Genomic DNA, 1446 nt, shown 5'->3' on the forward strand with positions numbered 1-1446 from the left:
TGAACTGAGCCCTGTTTTTCGGACAGTTTAATAAAAAGTGCGTCGTCTTTTATGCGGCGATCAGATGGCTCCGGTATTGCTCCGGAGTCATTTTTTTTAGGTTCCATTGCTTGCGTTCACTATTGTAATAGTCAATGTAGGCATCGACCATCGACCGGACCTCGGTGAGGCCTGATGCCGATCGATGGTCGATATGATCTTTCAGATGTCCGAAGAAGGACTCGATCGGTGCGTTGTCGAGGCAGTTGCCACGACGTGACATGGACTGGACCATGCCTAGTCCACGGATACGTGACTGGTAGGCCGGATGGGTATAGTGGAACCCTTGGTCCGAATGGATCATCGCCTCGGGATGCAGATTCCCCTGGAGACGCTCTTCGAGCTTTTTCGTCGTCTGAAAGACGAGCTCCATGTGTAGGCTCGTCGACAAATGGTGTGCCACGATCTCGCGTGTCGCGACGTCTTTCACACAAGAGAGATAGACGTTCTGGCCTGTCCGTGTCGGGAGATAGGTGATGTCCGTCACGAATACCTTGCCCGGCTCGTCCTGGTCGAACTGACGGTTCAGGCGGTTCGGCACCGTCCTGTGCTCGTGTGTCGCCTTGGCGAGCTTCCGGTACGCGTTCTTCCTGCGGATCTTCGTGACGAGCCCATATTTCCGCATCAACCTGAGGATGCGCTTGTGGTTCATCGGTGCCCCGATGAGATCGAGCACCTCCATATAGAGCCCGCGATAACCGATTTTCCCGTCGCGGCGGTCATGGACATGTTTCAGGAGAAGATAGTCCGCATAATCACGCTCTTCCCGGAGGGAGTCGTCTTCCGCGCGGGTGAGCCAGGCATAGTAGCCACTGCGGCTCACGCCCGCGATCTCGCAGAGTGGACGGACGAGGTTCTTCAGCCGGAACGTCCGGATGACGGTGTTGATGACCTGGTATCGCTCTTTCGGTGTCAGTCGGTGCGTTTCGCCTGCCTCTCGAGTTCCTCTAGCTTTTTTAACAGCTCGTTCTCCGCCGTCAGGTATTTGACGCGCGCCTCGGCCTTCGCGAGCCGTCGTTCGAGCGAGTCATCCGGCTTCGGGCGCCCACCCGCGTTCGACTTCCCACGACGGTCGTTCAACAGGCCATCCGTTCCATAGATTCGGTAGGTCTTGCGCCAGCGGTCGAGCGATGACTTCGCCTTCACGCGACCGATCACCGCCAGGTCGAAACCGGCTTCCTCGAAGATTTGGGAGGGGCCTTTTCCCTCTTGGTTCTCGAGCACGGCCCGTATCTTGAAGTCGCCCGTGTACTGGATCGACCGGTCCGAGACCGACGCCACGTTCGGATTCGACTCGAGCTGCCTGATTTGATGTTCGTTGAAGATGATTTTACTCATGGATGCGTTCCCCCGTCTGAATGAATAGGTTCATTATATCGATTCGACCGCACACAAAAAACCCTGAAT

Annotated in this window: 1 protein-coding gene; it reads right to left on the minus strand. The window is 56.2% G+C overall.

What is annotated here, in order from left to right; genetic code table 11:
* Window positions 1-49: 49 nt before the first annotated feature.
* A protein-coding gene (locus EVJ30_RS14875; RefSeq protein ID WP_370251113.1) for an IS3 family transposase occupies window positions 50-1377 on the minus strand; the annotation gives its coding sequence in 2 pieces (ribosomal slippage) (window positions 50-999 and window positions 999-1377; 1329 coding nt in all).
* Between the last annotated feature and the right edge of the window lie 69 nt (window positions 1378-1446).

The organism is Exiguobacterium sp. SH5S13 (assembly GCF_004337085.1).
In the GTDB taxonomy this organism is placed as follows: Bacteria; Bacillota; Bacilli; order Exiguobacteriales; family Exiguobacteriaceae; genus Exiguobacterium; species Exiguobacterium aurantiacum_A.